The following is a 12597-nucleotide window of genomic DNA, read 5'->3' on the forward strand; positions in this document are numbered from 1 at the left end:
CACATCCCGTCAAAGACCCAAGGGTCAGTCGTTCATAGGGTCAGACCCTGGCGGGAGGTGCTCACCCCCATCCTCTCTGTCGTTCATGTCGTCTCGCGAGGTGAACGACCCTTTCATGACATCGCGAACCGCCGAACCGGGCCGGCGACGCGAGCGAACGAGTCGGTCGAGGCTCCGGCCGCAACCCACATCCTGGGCACGCTGGGCTCACTCCCCGCCGTCTGCCACCATCAGGCCATGACGGCCCGGGCCGACGCTCCACAGAGGACGGACGCGCGCGGCGCCCGCCGCAGTGCCAGTGCGAGTGCCGTCCTGCGCGCGATCCTCGACGAGGGGCCGATCGCGCGCAGCACCATCGCGCGCCGGACCGGGTTGTCCGCCGCCGCCGTCAGCGGGCACACCGCCGGGCTGCTCCGGCTCGGCCTGCTGCACGAACTGCCGGGAACCGAAAAGCGCGTCGGGCGGCCGCACGTGCCGGTCGACCTGGACACCGGGCGGCACGTCGCCGGCGCGTTGCACCTGGCCGTGCACCACGCCACCGTCGCGCTGCTCGACGTGCGCGGGAACGTCCTGGTGCAGCACGAAGAACCGCACGACGGCCTCGCCGCCGAGGACGTGCTGGCGCGGGCCGCCGAAATCCTCGACGACCTCCTGCTCGGGCACGCGCCGGACCGCGAGCCGCTCGGGCTCGGGGTCGCCACCGGGGGCTGGGTCGACCGCGCGTCCGGCACCGTGGTCGAACACCCGCTGCTGGGCTGGCGGGACGTCCCGGTGCGCGACCTGCTGACCGCCTCGACCGGGCTCACCGTCGCGGTCGACGGCCACGCGCGCTCGCTGGTGCACGCCGAGCAGCTCTTCGGGCACCCGCGGGCGCGCGAAAGCGTCGTGCAGTTGTTCACCGGCAACGTCGTCGACGCCGCGTTCGCGACCGGGGGCACCGTGCACCACGGGCCGCGCTCGGCCGCCGGCGCGGTCGCGCACCTGCCGGTCGACGACAGCGCCGAAGCGTGCCGGTGCGGGCGGACCGGCTGTCTCGAAGCCACGGTCTCGGAAGCGACCCTCGCGCGCAACGCGGGCATGCCTTTTCCGGATCTGCTCGCGCTCGCGGCGGCCGGCGAAACCGCGGCGGTGCGGCTGTTCCACGACCGCGCGCGGCTCATCGGCCAGGCCGCCGCGCTCCTGCTCGACGTGCTCAACCCGGCCGTGCTCGTGGTGGTCGACCGGAGCATAGCGGGCGTGCCCGGCTGCCTTCCCGCCATCCGGGACGAGGTCGGCATCCGCTCCCTTCGCCCGGACAGCGCGGAAACCGTTGTGGGCACGAGCTTCCCGGGCACGGAGCTGGCCACCGCCGGCGGCGCGGTCCTGCTCGACCTCCTCTACGACGACCCGAGTTATTTCACGAACTCGCAAAATTGACCCTCCGTCCGGCGTCCGCGAACAATTGCCCGCAACCCCGCCGACTCCCGGAACGGACGAAACCACCGTGAAGAAAACCTTGCCCTTGCTCGCCTTCGCCGCCGCGCTGCTGGCCGGTTGCGCTTCGGCGACGGCCACCGGTGCGCCCGGGCAACCCGAGAAGCTGGAGCTGCGCTACCAGGGCAACGCCAACGCCGTGAGCCTGCCCGAACTCGCCGAAGACCTGGGCTACTTCGGCCCGGTCAAGCTGAAGTGGGTCGGCAACACGATCAGCGGCCCGCAGGACATCCAGTCCGCGGCCACCGACCAGACCGACTTCGGCGGCGCCTTCACCGGCGCGGTCGTCAAGCTCGTCGAAGCCGGTGCGCCGGTCAAGGCGGTCGTCAACTACTACGGCTCCGACGACAAGGCGTTCATCGGCTTCTACACCAAAGAGGACAGTCCGATCCGGACCGCCCGCGACCTGATCGGCAAGAAGGTCGGCGTCAACACCGCGGGCGCGAACCTGGAAGCCGCGCTCGACACGTGGCTGAAGGGCCAGGGCCTGACCGGCGACGAGATCAAGCAGGTCCAGCTGGTCGTCATCCCGCCGGTGAACGCCGAGCAGGCGCTGCGCAACGGCCAGCTCGACGTCGCCGCGCTGCAGGGCGTCCTGCAGGACCACGCCCTCGCCGCCGGCGGCATCCGCCCGCTCTTCAGCGACGTGCAGGCGTTCGGCCCGTACAACGGCGGGCCGTACGTGCTGCGCACCGACTTCATCAAGAAGTACCCGGAGACCACGAAGATCTTCGTCTCCGCGGTGGCCCGCGCCATCGAATGGGAACGCACCACTCCCCGCGACCAGGTGATCGCCCGCTTCACGAAGATCATCCAGGCCCGCGGCCGCAACGAAAGCACCGAGACGCTCAAGTACTGGAAGAGCGTCGGCCTCACCCACGGCGGCCTGATCTCCGACCAGGACTACACCCTCTGGGAGCCGTGGCTGAAGCAGCAGGGCTACCTCAAGGGCGACAAGATCGACACTTCGAAGCTCTACACCAACGAATTCAACCCCTACCGCGACGGCGCCCCGGCGGTGACCAAGTGATCGCCCTCCGCTCGGTAACCAAGACCTTCGGCGCCCTCACCGCCCTCGACGACGTCTCCCTCGACATCGCCGACGGAACATTTCTCTCCCTCGTCGGGCCCAGCGGGTCCGGCAAGTCGACGCTGCTGGACCTGCTCGGCGGGCTCACCACGCCGACGTCCGGCGAGGTGCTCATCGACGGCGAGCCGGTGCGCGGCCCCGGCCTCGACCGCGGCGTCGTCTTCCAGCAGTACGCGCTGTTCCCGTGGCGCACCGCCCGCGCGAACGTCGAGTTCGGCCTCGAAGGCGGCCCGCTCGGCAAGCGGCAGCGCGCGGAGCGGGCCCGCGAATACCTCGACCTGGTCGGGCTTTCCGGCTTCGAGGACCGCTACCCGCACGAGCTGTCCGGCGGGATGAAGCAGCGGGTCGCGATCGCCCGCAGCCTCGCCTACGACCCGGCGGTGCTGCTGATGGACGAGCCGTTCGCCGCGCTCGACGCGCAGACCCGCGAGCAGCTCCAGGAAGAGCTGCTGCGGATCTGGCGCCGTACCGGCAAGACGATCGTATTCATCACCCACGGCATCGACGAAGCCGTCTACTTGGGACAGCGGGTCGCCGTGCTGACGTCGCGGCCGGGCCGGCTCAAGGCCGTCGTCGACGTCGACCTCGGCGACCGCAGCGGCGACGTCCGCTCCGATCCGGCGTTCGGCAGGCAGCGCCACCGGCTCTGGGAACTGCTGCACGACGAGGTCCGCAAGGCGGCCGAACACGAACGGAGCGCGGCGCGATGACGACCACCCTCGAAGGCCCGGCGGTCCACAAAGGACTCGTAGCCCCGCCTCCAAAACCGCGCCGGCTCGCCGGAAAGCTCACCCGCGCGGTGCACGCGTCCGCGGCGGTCGTGCTGTTCGTGGCGCTCTGGGAGCTGATCCCCCGGTTCGTCCTCGACGAGAGCACGCGCACGTTCCTGCCCCCGCTGTCGGAGGACCTCCAAGCGCTCTGGGAACTGATCCTCGATGGCCAGCTGGCCGAGCACCTGCTGGCCAGCATCGGCCGGTCGGCCGCCGGGTTCGCGATCGCCGTCGCGGTCGCGGTCCCGCTCGGGCTGCTGATCGGCTGGTACCGGCCGGTCGCCCGGTTCCTGCAGCCGCTGCTGGAACTGGCCCGCAACACCGCCGCGCTGGCCCTGCTCCCGGTGTTCACGCTGCTGCTGGGCATCGGCGAGCTGTCCAAGGTCAGCCTGGTGGTCTACGCCTGCGTGTGGCCGGTGCTGCTCAACACGATCGCCGGCGTGCACACCGTCGACCCGCTGCTGGTCAAGGCGGCCCGCTCGCTCGGGCTGTCGAGCCCGCGGCTGTTCCGGAAGGTGATCCTGCCGTCGGCGGTGCCGACGGTGTTCACCGGCATCCGGATGGCGGCGTCCTACTCGATCCTCGTGCTGGTGGCCGCCGAGATGGTCGGCGCGAAGGCCGGGCTCGGCTACCTGATCAACACCACGCAGGTGAACTTCCTCATCCCCCAGATGTACGCCGGGATCATCGCGGTCTCACTGCTCGGCGTGCTCGTCAACCAGGGCTTCGTCGCGCTCGAACGACGGTTCTCGACCTGGCGCCCCAAGGAGAAACCATGATGCACCTCAACGCGTTCGTGATGCCGAACGGCCACCACGAAGCCGCGTGGCGGCACCCCTCGACCGACCCGGTCCGCGCCCGGACGCTGCAGCACTACGCCGACATCGCGCGGACGGCCGAGCGCGGCAAGCTCGATTCGCTCTTCCTCGCCGACGGCGTCGCCCTCTGGGGCAACGTGAAGCACAACTCCCACAGCCACTTCGAACCGCTGACACTGCTTTCGGCGCTCGCCGCCAGCACGGTCCACATCGGACTCATCGCGACCGCGTCCACGACCTACAACGAGCCCTACCACCTCGCCCGCAAGTTCGCCTCGCTCGACCACCTCTCCGGCGGCCGCGCGGGCTGGAACATCGTCACCTCGGCGGGCATCGACGAGGCGCGCAACTTCAACCTGGCCAAGCGGCCGTCGCACGCGGCCCGCTACGAACGCGCGGACGAGTTCGTCGACGTCGTGAAGAAGCTCTGGGACAGCTGGGACGACGACGCCGCGCTCGTCGACCGGGCCAGCGGGATCTACGCCGACGCCGAGCGCATCCGGGCGATCGAGCACGACGGCCCGCACTTCCAGGTGCACGGCCCGCTCAACATCGAACGCCCGCCGCAGGGCCACCCGCTGCTCGTGCAGGCCGGATCCTCGGAGACCGGCAAGGAGTACGCGGCCCGGCACGCCGAGGCCGTGTTCACCGCGCAGCAGACGTTCGCCGAGGGCAAGGCGTTCTACGACGACGTCAAGGGCAGGCTCGCGAAGTACGGCCGCACCCCGGACGAGATCAAGATCCTCCCCGGCATCTCCCCCATCCTCGGCCGCACCGAAGCCGAAGCGCGCGAACGGGAAGCCGAGCTGAACGCGCTGATCACGCCGGACTACGGGCTGCGGCAGCTGTCGAAGATGCTCGACCACGACGTCACCGGCTACCCGCTGGACGGGCCGCTGCCGGAGGTCGGCAGCTTCACCGAGGGCGGCCAGAGCCGGTTCGAGCTGGTCGTCGGCCTGGCCCGGCGCGAAGACCTCACCATCCGGCAGCTCCTGGAACGGCTGGCGGGCGGGCGCGGGCACCGCGTCTTCGCCGGCACGCCGGTCCAGGTCGCCGACGAGCTGGAGGCGTGGTTCACCGGCGGCGCCGCCGACGGCTTCAACGTCATGCCGCCCACCCTGCCCGGCGGGCTCGACGACTTCGTCGACCTCGTCGTCCCGGAGCTGCAGCGGCGCGGGCTGTTCCGCACCGAGTACTCCGGCACCACCCTGCGCGAGCACTACGGGCTCGCGCGTCCCGTCACCCGAGTCAAGGAGCCCGCATGACCGCGATCAGCACCGACGTCCGCAAGATCACCGGGAGGATCGGCGCCGAGATCGTCGGCTTCGACCCCACCGGCGACCTCGACGCGGCCCAGGTCGCCTTCCTGACCGAAGCGCTGCACGAGCACAAGGCGCTGGTCTTCCGGGGCGTCGAGCTCGACGACGAGGGCCAGCAGCGCTTCGCCGCGCACTTCGGCGAGCTGACCAAGGCGCACCCGACGGTGCCCGCCGTCGACGGCGCCCCGACGATCCTGCCCGTCGACAGCGAGCAGGGCCGCGCCAACCACTGGCACACCGACGTCACCTTCGTGCTCAACCCGCCGCAGGCCAGCACCCTGCGCAGCCTCGTGGTGCCGCCCTACGGCGGGGAGACGCTGATCGCGAACGCGGCGGCGGCCTACCGCGACCTGCCGGAGCCGCTGCGGGCGTTCGCCGACACGCTGCGTGCGGTGCACACCAACGACTACGACTACGTCCAGCCGCCGGAGACGGTGGACGAGAAGGAACAGGCCCGCCGCGCCCAGTTCGTCTCGCGCAAGTACCGGACCGTGCACCCGGTGGTGCGGGTGCACCCGGTGACCGGCGAGCGCGGGCTGTTCATCGGCGGCTTCGCGCAGCGGATCGAAGGCCTGTCGGTCACCGAGTCGCGGGATCTGCTGCGGCTGCTGCAGTCCTACGTGACGCGGCCGGAGAACGTCGTGCGCGTGGCGTGGGAGCCGAACCAGCTGGTGCTGTTCGACAACCGGATCACGCAGCACTACGCGATCGACAACTACGACGGCCTCCCCCGGCGGCTCAACCGCGTCACGATCGCCGGCGACGTCCCGGCGGGCATCGACGGGCGGCCGAGCGAGTCGCTCGAAGGTGACGCGTCGCACTACACCTCTGTGGCTTAGTCAGCGCGTCGCGAGTCGTTTCCCCGGCCGGGCCGAGCGCCCCAATGTGGCGTTCGGTGCGTTGGACGCAACCAACGCCACATTGGGGTTTTCTCAGCCGTGCGCGACTCCCGAGAAAGTCCCATCGGGCGCATTCCCGTCGCGTTAGCCCCCGTCCGCGCCCGGGTAACCGGGTGCGGACGGAAGGAGTGCGGTGTGGTCAGCGTGCAGGCGAAGGTACGGATGGCGCTGCTGCGGGCGTCGGGCCAGAAACGGTTCTACGACAACGCGAAGGCGCTGCACCACCGGTTGCCGCGGCACCAGAAGCCGTCGATGGCCCGGCCGCCGCGGAAGGTCCGGCGGCGGTGCGACGTCGAGCGGCGCGAGGTGCACGGCTTCCCGTGCTTCACCTTCCGGCCGCGCGATGGCGTTTCGAGCGACCTGCACGTCCTGCACCTGCACGGCGGCGGGTTCGTCGAACAGGTCGAGAAGCACCACTGGAAGTACGCCGCCGACCTGGTGTCCCGGCTGGGCTGCGCGGTGACGCTGCCGGTGTACCCGCTGGTCCCGCACCACGACCACACGGCGACGATCCCGATGGTGCAGGCGGTCTACGACGGGATCGACGCCAGGCGCGTCGTGGTCTCCGGCGACTCCGCGGGCGGGTCGCTCGCCCTGGCGATCGCCCAGGACCTGCGCGCGGCCGGGCGGCCGCAGCCCGAGCGGCTGGTGCTGTACTCGCCGTGGCTGGACGTGCTGCTGGAGGACCCGGTTTCGGAGCTGCTCGACGAGACCGACCCGATGCTCGGCATCGCCGGGCTGCGGGAGGCGGGCCGGATGTACGCCGAAGGCACCACTCCGCACGACCCGCGTGTCAGCCCGATCCACGCCGACCTCAGCGGGCTCGCGCCGATCACGCTGTTCATCGGCACGCGCGACGTCCTGCTGCCGGACTGCCGCCGGTTCCGCTCCCGGGCGCGGGAGGCCGGGACGGAGCTGGACTACCGCGAGTACCCCGGGATGTTCCACAACTGGCTGATGCAGGCCATCCCGGAGGGCCGCGAAGCGATGAACCACGTGGAGCGGCTGCTGCGCCGCCCGGTCAATGCCCCGTCCGAGCCTGGTCGCGGAAGCAGTCCCACGCCTGGCTGACCAGGGCCGGGTGGGTGCGCAGGTCGATCGCCGTGCGGGCCAGTGCCGCCGCCGAGGCCAGCAACGCCGACCGGCCGCGGGGGCTCGCCGCCGCGGCCGCGAACTCGGGGGTGTGGTCGGAGTACTCCTCCGCCGTGATCGCGACGAACGGGTGGATGGCCGGGACGCGGACGCTGACGTCGCCGACGTCCGACGAGCCCAGGAACACCCCCGGGGCCGGCGGCGTGGCGTGGATGCCGCACGCGGCCAGGTGCTCGGTGAACCGCTCGGACAGCACCGGGTTGTCGCGGAAGTGCGCGTAGCCGCGGCCGACGCGCTCGACGTCCACCTTCGCGCCGGTCGCCAGCGCCGCACCCTGCGCGCCCGCCGTGACGTCCTCGACCAGGCTGTCCAGCGCGCCGGTCGTCAGCGCGCGGAGCCCGAAGCGGCCCTCGGCGCGGTCCGGGACGATGTTGGTCGCCTCGCCGCCGTGGGTGATGATGCCCTGGATGTGCGAGCCCGCGGGCAGGCGCTGGCGCAGCGCGGACATCGCGCCGAACATCTGGATCAGCGCGGCGAGGGCGTCGATGCCCGCCTCCGGGTCGCCGGTCGGGTGCGCGGCGCGGCCGTGGAAGGTCACCTTCACCTCCACCTGCGCGGTCAGCGGGGCCCACGACCACGAGTGGACGCCGGGGTGGACCATCAGCGCCGCGTCCACCTCGTCGAAGACACCGGCTTCGGCGAGCGCGACCTTGCCGCCGCCGCGTTCCTCCGCGGGGCAGCCGACCACGAGCAGCGAGCCCGGGCTGTCCGCCAGCACCTCGCGCGCCGCCAGCGCGGCGCCGAGCCCGGCCGCGGCGATGAGGTTGTGCCCGCAGGCGTGTCCCAGCCCCGGCAGCGCGTCGTATTCGAGCAGCAGCGCGACGCACGGCCGCCCGTCGCCGGCCCGCGCGGTGAACGCCGTCGGCAGCCCGGCGACGCCGCGCTCCACCTCGAAGCCGTCGTCGGCCAGCTCCTGCGTCAGGCGTTCGGCCGCCGCGTGCTCCTCATAGGACAGTTCCGGGTGCTCGTGCAGCGCGGTGGCGACCGCCCACAGCCGCTCGTCCAGCAGCTCGACCCGCTCGTCCGCCCGCTCGTGCAGCTCCTCGTGCCACTCCATGCCCACCGGAATACCCCTACCACGTCCGGTCACACCAGCGGGGGGTTTCACCCGGTGTGCCGGTGGTTACCCGCCGACGATGGACCACAGCCAGGCACCGGTGCTGGAAGCGCTGCGCGACTACCACCGCGCCGGATACGTCCCGTTCAACGCGCCCGGCCACAAGCAGGGCCGCGGCATCGACCCACGGGTGCTGGAAGTCGTCGGCGCCGAGGTGTTCAAGTCCGACGTCATCGCGCTCAACGGCCTCGACGACCGGCTGATGCGCGGGGGCGTGCTGGCGCGGGCCCAGGACCTGATGGCCGACGCGGTCGGCGCCGAGCACACCTTCTTCTCGACGTGCGGCAGCTCGCTTTCGGTGAAGAGCGCGATGCTCGCGGTCGCCGGCCCGCACGAGAAGCTGCTGGTGCCGCGGCACGTCCACAAGTCGGTGATCTCCGGCCTGATCGTCAGCGGGGTCCAGCCGGTGTGGGTGCGGCCGCACTGGGACACCGCGCAGGGGCTGACCCACCCGCCGGGCGTGCGGGAGTTCGCCGAGGCGTACGAGCGCGAGCCCGGCGTCAAGGGCGCGTTGCTGGTGACCCCGACCGACTACGGCACCTGCGGGGACATCCGCGCGGTCGCCGACTGGTGCCACGAGCAGGGGATCCCGCTGATCGTCGACGAGGCGTGGGGCGCGCACCTGCCCTTCCACGACGGCCTCCCGCCGTGGGGGATGGACGCGGGGGCCGACGTGTGCGTCACGAGCGTGCACAAGATGGGTGCCGCGGTCGAGCAGAGCTCGGTCTTCCACCTGCAGGGTGACCGCGTCGACCCGAACGTGCTGAAGGCGCGGGAGGACCTGCTCGGCACGACCAGCCCGAGCTCGCTCGTGTACGCCGGCCTCGACGGCTGGCGGCGGCAGATGGCCGAGCAGGGCAAGCAGCTGCTCGACGGGGCGCTCCGGCTGGTGACGTCGGTGCGCGGCCGGCTGGGCGAGCAGGGCCTCACCGTGCTGCACGACGAGTTCCTCGGCCCGGACCTCGCCGACTCGATCGACCCGCTGAAGGTGGCGCTCGACCTCGAGCCGCTGGGCATCAGCGGCTACCAGGCCGCCGACTGGCTGCGCGAGCACCAGCGCGTCACCGTCGGTCTGTCCGACCACGCCGGATCGTGGCCCAGTTCAACCATTCGGATGACGAAGAGACGGCGAGCACGCTCGTCGACGCCCTCGGCGCCCTGCTGAAGGCCGCGCCGTCGTTCGAGACCCCGCCGAAGGTGGACGTCCCGTCCCCGGCCGAACTGGAGCTGGAGACGGCGATGCTGCCGCGTGACGCCTTCTTCGGCCCGGCCGAACAGGTGCCGTTCGAGGAGGCGCCCGGCCGGATCGCGGCGGAGATGATCACGCCGTACCCGCCCGGCGCCCCCGGCGTCCTGCCCGGCGAGGTGCTCACCCGGCCGGTCCTGGACTACCTCCGCAGCGGGCTCGGCGCGGGCATGGAACTGCCCGACCCGGCCGACTCCGAGCTGACGTCGGTCCGGGTCGTGGCCCGGCGCTAGGCCTTCGCGCTCTTGAGTTCCAGGGGGTTCTTGGGCGCGTCCGGGCGGGCGTCGATCATCCGCTGTCCCAGTTCCTGCAGCCGCTTGCGGCCCATCGCCAAGCGGACCTCGGGGAACCACTCGTCTTCTTCCTCTTCGACGTGGTGGCGGACGTTCTCGGTGAGCACCGTGACCTTCGCGTCGAAGGTCTCGTCTTCCGGGTCCATGCCCAGCAGCTCGGACAGCATCCACACGACGACGTGGTGCTCCTCCACGCTTTCCAGGACGTGGTCCTTCGTCTCCGGCACGGCTTCCCGCGCGGCCGGGTAGAAGATCTCCTCCTCGATGTAGGCGTGGACGGTGAGCTCCTCGATGATCGAGTCGGCGATGCGGCGCTTCTCCCGGTGCGCGTCCTCCCCCGCCTTTTCGAATTCCTTGAACAGCTTTTCCACGGTCTTGTGGTCGTTCTTGAGCAGCACGATCGCGTCGGTCGACATCGGTGTCCTCACGGTGTGGCCAGGTCGCGCAGAGCAACCTGGGAGTTCTCGAGTTCCTTCGTCATCAGCAAGGCGACGGTCCCGGCGTGCGCCAGTGCCCGGCCGACCTCACCCACCGAATCCCACGCCGCCCCGGTGCCGCCGCCGTGGCGGACCACCTGGCCGGACAGCAGGCCGTCCTCCAGCCGCCCCTGCAGGGCGGGCAGCAGCTGGGCGAGGTCGTCGGCCAGCAGCCGCAGGGCGCCGAGCACGCGGTACAGCTCGGCCGGGGGAACGACTTCGCCGTCGCCCACGCGGCGGGACAACCGGTGCACGGTGGCTCCCGCGTCGGCGGCCAGCAGCGACGGCGAGGCAGTGGCGCTGGTGTTCATGAGCGGCCGGATACCCTCCGTGGGACCGGGAAAACGCCGTTTGCCCGATCCGCGCCGCGGGTACCCGGCGGACCTTCCGACCCCCAGGAGAACATCGGTGAACGAACCGTCCGGCGACGTGCTGACCTTCGGCGTCGAAGAGGAGTTCTTCGTCGTCGACCGCCGCGGTCACCTGTCCCAGTCCGGCGACGACGTCGTCGACGCCGCCGAAGCGGCCGCCGACGAGCAGGGTGACCTCCAGCACGAACTGACCCGCTCGCAGGCCGAGGCCGCCACCGGCATCTGCCGGACCCACGCCGAAGCCCTGCGCCAGCTGCGGGGTATGCGCGACGACCTGTCCGCGGCCGCCCGGCGGCGCGGCTGCCGGCTGCTGCCCGCCGGCGCGCCACCGCTGTCCGAAGTGGACCTGCCGAGCATCACCCCGAACCCGCGCTACGAGCGGATGGCCGAGCACTTCGGCGCCACCGCGCGGACTTCGCTCACGTGCGGCTGCCACGTCCACGTCGCCATCCCCGGCAAGGAAGCCGGCGTCCGGGTGCTGAACCAGGTCCGGCCGTGGCTGCCCGCGCTGCTCACCGTCACCGCGAACTCGGCGATTTCCGACGGCTACGACACGGGTTACTGCAGCTGGCGCTACCAGCAGTGGAGCCGGTGGCCGTCGGCCGGTCCGCCGCCGCGGTTCGCCTCGCTGGACGAGTACGAGAGCATCGTCGACGCGTGGCTGCGGGCGGGCTCGATCCTCGACCGCGGGATGATCTACTGGGACGTCCGGCTGTCGGAAAAGCAGCCGACGCTGGAGTTCCGCATCGCCGACGTCGCCGCCACCCCCGAAGAAGCCGTGCTGCTGGCGGTGCTGGCCCGCGCCCTGGTCGCCACCGCGCAAGCCGAGGACGCTCCCCCGCCGCGGTTGCCGAACGAGGTGCTGCGCGCCCAGCTCTGGCGGGCGTCCCGCGAAGGTGTCACCGGCTGCTGCCCGCACCCGGACACCGGGGACCTGGCCCCGGCGAAGGCGGTGCTCGACGCCCTGGTCGAGCGGACGTCCGCCGCGCTGGACGCGGCCGGCGACCTCGGCTTCGCGCGGGAGGGCATCGCGCGGCTGGCCGCTGAAGGCGGCGGCGCCGACCGGCAGCGGCGCCGGTTCGCGGAGAAGGAGCGCGGTGAAGACGTGGTGGACCTGCTGACGGGCTAGGCCCGCAAGCGGTCGAGCAGGGCGAGAGCGCGGGCGGCGGCGTGCGACCGGCCCGGGTCGAGCACGAGGTGGACGCCGAGGGCGGCGGCCCGCTCGTGGGCCCGCAACAGCGCGCGGAGGCCGGCGGCGCCCAGGAAGCCGACTTCGCCCAGGTCGAGGCGCAACACCCCGGGACCGGCCCGGAGGTGGTCGTCGAGGGCCGCTTCCAGGCGGGGCACCGTGCAGGCGTCGATTTCGCCGGTGACCTCCACGACGATGGCGTCCGGGGTGCGCCACCGGGTGCGTCCGCTCAATCCGTCGGCGGGCGCGCGCGGCGAAGGCAGCCGGTACGTCGGCGGGTCGGATCCGGGCGCGCGTTGCCGTTCGTGGGTCGTCATGGCCTTGAGTTACCCGGTGCGCCTTCGTGACCAAACACGCCCCGGTCCGCGCGCGTTTCCCCGGCCG

The 12597-nt window shown here is 71.9% G+C and carries 14 protein-coding genes; 10 read left to right on the plus strand and 4 right to left on the minus strand.

Going from position 1 to position 12597, the window contains the following annotated elements; all coding sequences use genetic code 11:
* Window positions 1–237: 237 nt before the first annotated feature.
* The 7 genes from EIY87_RS10560 to EIY87_RS10590 all read left to right on the plus strand — a co-directional run bounded on the left by EIY87_RS10560 (window position 238) and on the right by EIY87_RS10590 (window position 7440).
* Window positions 238–1416 carry an ROK family protein gene (locus tag EIY87_RS10560; protein WP_125307514.1) on the plus strand — a complete coding sequence of 393 codons (1179 nt, stop codon included), beginning with the start codon at window positions 238–240 and terminating at the stop codon, window positions 1414–1416.
* Between the two features lie 67 nt (window positions 1417–1483).
* Complete coding sequence (locus tag EIY87_RS10565; protein ID WP_125307515.1) at window positions 1484–2503, plus strand: ABC transporter substrate-binding protein; 1020 nt, start codon at window positions 1484–1486, stop codon at window positions 2501–2503.
* Window positions 2500–3273, plus strand: coding sequence for an ABC transporter ATP-binding protein (locus EIY87_RS10570; RefSeq protein WP_125307516.1), 774 nt, complete (start codon window positions 2500–2502; stop codon window positions 3271–3273). The genes EIY87_RS10565 and EIY87_RS10570 overlap by 4 nt, the downstream gene beginning before the upstream one ends.
* Complete coding sequence (locus EIY87_RS10575) at window positions 3270–4112, plus strand: ABC transporter permease (protein WP_125307517.1); 843 nt, start codon at window positions 3270–3272, stop codon at window positions 4110–4112. The genes EIY87_RS10570 and EIY87_RS10575 overlap by 4 nt, the downstream gene beginning before the upstream one ends.
* A complete protein-coding gene (locus tag EIY87_RS10580) occupies window positions 4109–5416 on the plus strand; it encodes an LLM class flavin-dependent oxidoreductase (RefSeq protein WP_125307518.1) in 1308 nt (435 codons plus the stop codon). The genes EIY87_RS10575 and EIY87_RS10580 overlap by 4 nt, the downstream gene beginning before the upstream one ends.
* A complete protein-coding gene (locus EIY87_RS10585) occupies window positions 5413–6309 on the plus strand; it encodes a TauD/TfdA dioxygenase family protein (protein ID WP_125307519.1) in 897 nt (298 codons plus the stop codon). The genes EIY87_RS10580 and EIY87_RS10585 overlap by 4 nt, the downstream gene beginning before the upstream one ends.
* Before the next feature lie 195 nt (window positions 6310–6504).
* On the plus strand, window positions 6505–7440 hold the full coding sequence (locus EIY87_RS10590) for an alpha/beta hydrolase (RefSeq protein ID WP_125307520.1): 936 nt from the start codon (window positions 6505–6507) through the stop codon (window positions 7438–7440).
* Here the strand turns inward: EIY87_RS10590 and EIY87_RS10595 are convergent.
* The gene (locus EIY87_RS10595) at window positions 7391–8578 is read right to left on the minus strand and encodes an amidohydrolase (RefSeq protein WP_125307521.1); all 1188 of its coding nucleotides are present in this window, start codon (window positions 8576–8578) and stop codon (window positions 7391–7393) included. The two genes, EIY87_RS10590 and EIY87_RS10595, sit on opposite strands and share 50 nt — an antisense overlap.
* A gap of 79 nt (window positions 8579–8657) precedes the next feature.
* On the opposite strand from EIY87_RS10595, the gene EIY87_RS10600 reads away from it, so the two are divergent.
* Complete coding sequence (locus EIY87_RS10600) at window positions 8658–9803, plus strand: PLP-dependent aminotransferase family protein (protein WP_225439813.1); 1146 nt, start codon at window positions 8658–8660, stop codon at window positions 9801–9803.
* Window positions 9731–10117, plus strand: a complete 387-nt coding sequence (locus tag EIY87_RS49385) for an Orn/Lys/Arg family decarboxylase (RefSeq protein WP_449657941.1) — start codon at window positions 9731–9733, stop codon at window positions 10115–10117. Before EIY87_RS10600 ends, EIY87_RS49385 begins: the two co-directional genes overlap by 73 nt.
* Here the strand turns inward: EIY87_RS49385 and EIY87_RS10605 are convergent.
* Window positions 10114–10593 carry a hemerythrin domain-containing protein gene (locus EIY87_RS10605; RefSeq protein WP_125307522.1) on the minus strand — a complete coding sequence of 160 codons (480 nt, stop codon included), beginning with the start codon at window positions 10591–10593 and terminating at the stop codon, window positions 10114–10116. The two genes, EIY87_RS49385 and EIY87_RS10605, sit on opposite strands and share 4 nt — an antisense overlap.
* Window positions 10594–10601: 8 nt before the next feature.
* On the minus strand, window positions 10602–10964 hold the full coding sequence (locus EIY87_RS10610; RefSeq protein ID WP_125307523.1) for a hypothetical protein: 363 nt from the start codon (window positions 10962–10964) through the stop codon (window positions 10602–10604).
* Between the two features lie 97 nt (window positions 10965–11061).
* Between EIY87_RS10610 and EIY87_RS10615 the strand changes: the two genes are divergently transcribed.
* Complete coding sequence (locus tag EIY87_RS10615) at window positions 11062–12153, plus strand: carboxylate-amine ligase (RefSeq protein ID WP_125307524.1); 1092 nt, start codon at window positions 11062–11064, stop codon at window positions 12151–12153.
* On the opposite strand, the gene EIY87_RS10620 is transcribed toward EIY87_RS10615, so the two are convergent.
* Window positions 12150–12530 carry an STAS domain-containing protein gene (locus EIY87_RS10620; protein WP_125307525.1) on the minus strand — a complete coding sequence of 127 codons (381 nt, stop codon included), beginning with the start codon at window positions 12528–12530 and terminating at the stop codon, window positions 12150–12152. The genes EIY87_RS10615 and EIY87_RS10620 overlap by 4 nt on opposite strands.
* Window positions 12531–12597: the final 67 nt, after the last annotated feature.

The sequence above is a fragment of the Amycolatopsis eburnea genome (assembly GCF_003937945.1).
Classification (GTDB): Bacteria; Actinomycetota; Actinomycetes; order Mycobacteriales; family Pseudonocardiaceae; genus Amycolatopsis; species Amycolatopsis eburnea.

Coding starts and splice junctions, on each gene's coding strand:
- EIY87_RS10605 (WP_125307522.1), bottom strand. CDS start 10,593: ATGTCGACCGACGCGATCGTGCTGCTCAAGAACGACCACAAGACCGTG.
- EIY87_RS10595 (WP_125307521.1), bottom strand. CDS start 8,578: ATGGAGTGGCACGAGGAGCTGCACGAGCGGGCGGACGAGCGGGTCGAG.
- EIY87_RS10560 (WP_125307514.1), top strand. CDS start 238: ATGACGGCCCGGGCCGACGCTCCACAGAGGACGGACGCGCGCGGCGCC.
- EIY87_RS10610 (WP_125307523.1), bottom strand. CDS start 10,964: ATGAACACCAGCGCCACTGCCTCGCCGTCGCTGCTGGCCGCCGACGCG.
- EIY87_RS10600 (WP_225439813.1), top strand. CDS start 8,658: ATGGACCACAGCCAGGCACCGGTGCTGGAAGCGCTGCGCGACTACCAC.
- EIY87_RS10585 (WP_125307519.1), top strand. CDS start 5,413: ATGACCGCGATCAGCACCGACGTCCGCAAGATCACCGGGAGGATCGGC.
- EIY87_RS10575 (WP_125307517.1), top strand. CDS start 3,270: ATGACGACCACCCTCGAAGGCCCGGCGGTCCACAAAGGACTCGTAGCC.
- EIY87_RS10580 (WP_125307518.1), top strand. CDS start 4,109: ATGATGCACCTCAACGCGTTCGTGATGCCGAACGGCCACCACGAAGCC.
- EIY87_RS10620 (WP_125307525.1), bottom strand. CDS start 12,530: ATGACGACCCACGAACGGCAACGCGCGCCCGGATCCGACCCGCCGACG.